This window comes from Mixta sp. (assembly GCF_024610815.1).
GTDB classification, from domain to species: Bacteria; Pseudomonadota; Gammaproteobacteria; order Enterobacterales; family Enterobacteriaceae; genus Mixta; species Mixta calida.
The window spans coordinates 1-3487 of record NZ_JANION010000002.1 but is presented as its reverse complement, the minus strand read 5'-3'; the positions used below and the strand labels follow the sequence as shown (position 1 = coordinate 3487).

The window sequence follows — 3487 nt, the reverse complement described above, 5'->3', positions numbered from 1 at the left end:
ATATAAAATGGCGTATCTTGAGGCGAGGCAATAACAGAAAGGAAAAGGTGTTTACTGCTTCTTTGAAAGGAAAATTAGAGCTGTCACATTCAATTTTTTATGGTAGATTACGCCGAAAATAGAACAGGCAAACAGTTGCTTAGGGCAGCATGTGACGCTTCATGCCCGTTTTATGGCAATAGCTTATTTCTTCACGATAAAAAGAAACAAAAATAGTTACGCTGCGAAAGCAATGTGCTGTTGTTTTGTTTCGCCATCATCATGTCAGTGAATCATGACGATACCACCTGGCATTAAAGGCAGCGCTTATTTTAGCCAGCCGGTGATGAAAACACTTTACTCAAATCTGGAGCTCTCTCGCTCTTTCCATTAAGGACAGGAAAATGGGATATAAAAAACACGCCGTGGTCGCAATCGCTCTTTCTGCCGTTCTGCTTTCAGGCTGTAGCGCCATGAGCACGGCGATCAAAAAGCGCAACCTTGAGGTGAAAACGCAGATGAGCCAGACCATCTGGCTGGAGCCTTCATCTGAAAAGACCGTTTACATCCAGGTAAAAAACACCTCCGATAAGGATATGAGCGATCTGCCCGACCTGCTGGCGCAGGATCTGCGCGCCAAAGGCTACAACGTCGTTTCTTCGCCGGACAGCGCTTACTACTGGATTCAGGCCAACGTGCTGAAAGCGGACAAAATGGATCTGCGTGAAGCGCAAGGTCTTCTGGGCAGCGGCTATGAAGGCGCCGTTGCAGGCGCAGCGCTGGGCGGCGGCATCACCGCTTACAACAGCAACTCCGGCGGCGCGGCGCTGGGTATTGGCCTGGCGGCCGGTCTGGCTGGCCTGGCGGCCGATGCGCTGGTTGAAGACGTGAACTACACCATGGTCACCGATCTGCAAATTTCCGAGCGCAGCAAAAACAAAGTGACCACCGACAATATCGCGGCGCTGCGTCAGGGCACCTCTGGCGTTAAGCTGCAAACCAGCACTGCCGACGGCAACCGTATGAAGTATCAGACGCGCGTCGTTTCCAACGCCAACAAGGTTAACCTGAAGTTTGAAGAGGCGAAACCGGTGCTGGAAGCGCAGCTGGCGAAATCAGTTGCCTCTATCCTGTAATATGCGGCAGGGCGGCTAAAAGCCGCCCTGCGGTATTGATTCTGCTGCTACGATCAATGGCTTTCGCGGTGATGCTGTTCGCAGCGCTCTTTGGCTTCCTGACGCAGATCGCGCAAATCCGGCATGCTGTCGCCAGAGCCGTAACCCATCGTACCGTCGGTCGCTTCCTGTTTTTCATCCGCCGCTGCAAATTGCAGCTTGCCATCCTGCTGCTGCCATTCGCCGCTCTGGCTCTGTCGTGCAAAGACAAGGGCATATTCCGGGGTGGATTCGTCAGCGCCATAGATTTCATATTTATGGGCCAGCTCATTGTCATTGCCTAATTCCAGCGTATCAATCAGTTTTAAGTCCGCCATTGGTGCCTCCTGTTATACAAAAACCAAGTATAGGTAATTTATCGCTGCCTGAAGACGCGACGGCTTTTCTTTCCCGATGGAACCGCCGCCACGCTGCACCAAAAGCTGCTTCCCTGAGATTAAAAGCGGCTGAACAGCATAAACAGCAGGGCGGAGATCAGGATCGAAACCGGCAGCGTCAGCAGCCAGGCGATCAGCAAATTACGCAACGTAGCGGTTTGCAGGCCGGAGCGGTTGGCGGCCATGGTGCCCGCAACGCCGGAAGAGAGCACATGCGTGGTGGAGACCGGCAGGCCGAAGGCGTCGGCGGCGCCAATGGTGGCGACCGTCACCAGTTCGGCGCTGGCGCCCTGCGCGTAGCTGAGATGCGCCTTGCCGATACGTTCGCCGACGGTAATCACGATGCGTCGCCAGCCCACCATGGTGCCAAGCCCCAGCGCCAGCGCGACCACCACCTTCACCCACAGCGGAATAAAACGGGTAGCATTATCCAGCTCGCTTTTCATTGCGTTGAGGTTATCCTGCGTTTCCTGCGGCAGCGCGACGTTGGCCGCCTTCAGCTGCTTGATGCTTTCGGCGGCCAGGTACATATCGTTGCGGGTGTTCGCCACCAGCTGCGCCGGAATGTTATCCATCGAACCATACTGCTTAATCTGCGTGCCGATTTTCTGCAACAGCGCGCCGAGCGCGGGCATCACCTGCGGCGTCACGTCGCCGCTGCGCATAAACGTCAGCAGCTGGTTGCGCGGCGAGTCGGGCAGCGGCGTCTGTGACGTGCCGATCAGCTGTTGGCCGGTGACCTGCGCCAACGCCGCTACGCGCGGGATCTGCTCCGGCGGCACTGAGCGGTTAAGGGCATAAACGATAGGCATCGTTCCCACCAGAATCAGCATAATCAGCCCCATGCCTTTCTGCCCGTCATTGGAGCCGTGGGCGAAGGAGACGCCTGTGCAGGTTAAAATCAGCAGCGCGCGGATCCAGCCCGGCGGCGGCTGGCGGCCTTCCGGCGCGGTATAAAGCTGACGATTGCGCACCAGCTTTTTCATCGCCAGCAGCAGCAGGGCGGCGCTGATAAAGCCCACCAGCGGCGAAAACAGCAGCGCCCAGGCGACATTCTCCGCCTGATCCCAGTTCACGCCTTCCATGCCGCTGCGACCGTGGATCAGCGCGTTGGCAACGCCGACGCCGATAATCGAGCCGATCAGCGTATGGGAAGAAGAGGAGGGCAGGCCGAGATACCAGGTGCCGAGATTCCAGATAATCGCGGAAAACAGCAGCGCGTAAATCATGGCGAAGCCGTTGCCGCTGCTTGCTTGTAGAATCAGCTCCATCGGCAACAGCGAAATGATGCCGAAGGCCACCGCGCCGCTGGAGAGCAGAACGCCGGTGAAGTTGCACAGCCCGGACCAGAGGATCGCCGCGCCGGGCGTCAGAGAATGGGTATAAATTACCGTCGCCACCGCGTTCGCCGTATCGTGAAAGCCGTTAACGAACTCAAAGCCCAGCGCGATCAGCAGCGCCAGCCCCAGCAGTACGAAAGGCAGATAGCTGGTCACCACCTGGCCCGACTCTTCCACATCGGCAAACAGGTTCACCGCGGCGAACGCCACTCCGCCCAGCATCAGCAGGACGATTGCCGTCGCGGTTTTTTTGCTGTGTTTACTGTTCAGATCGGGGCGTGCCGGCGCGGGCGCGGCGTTCCAGGTTTGGTTTTCACTCATGACGGACCTCGTAAGAGAATTGAGACGGCAGTTCAGGTGTGATACGTGGACGATATGACAGTGAGATGAACCAAACGGCAGAATCATCGCATTCCGAACGGTCTGACAACCGCTATTTTATTAACGACTTGCACGCGGGGATTGCTGTTTATTTAAGGGAAATTTTTGATTAGGGGTTTAACAGGCGTTTTTTACGCCGTTCCGTCATTCGTCTTTAGGTATTTATTCGTTACATATTTGGCCGTTACGTATAAACCTGTCAAGCGGAAGGGCTAAATAACCTTTTGATTTATCA

Annotated in this window: 3 protein-coding genes; 1 reads left to right on the top strand and 2 read right to left on the bottom strand. The window is 55.7% G+C overall.

Translation table 11 applies throughout. From position 1 onward, the window contains the following. Positions 1–383 precede the first annotated feature (383 nt). Entirely contained in the window at positions 384–1115 is a 732-nt protein-coding gene (traT, locus tag MYY08_RS00025) for a complement resistance protein TraT (protein ID WP_084971298.1), read from the top strand. Between the two features lie 53 nt (positions 1116–1168). On the opposite strand, the gene MYY08_RS00020 is transcribed toward traT, so the two are convergent. Continuing rightward, on the bottom strand, positions 1169–1471 hold the full coding sequence (locus MYY08_RS00020) for a hypothetical protein (protein WP_038623727.1): 303 nt from the start codon (positions 1469–1471) through the stop codon (positions 1169–1171). A 119-nt stretch (positions 1472–1590) separates the two neighbouring features. Next, a complete protein-coding gene (locus MYY08_RS00015) occupies positions 1591–3192 on the bottom strand; it encodes an inorganic phosphate transporter (RefSeq protein WP_038623729.1) in 1602 nt (533 codons plus the stop codon). Positions 3193–3487 lie beyond the last annotated feature (295 nt).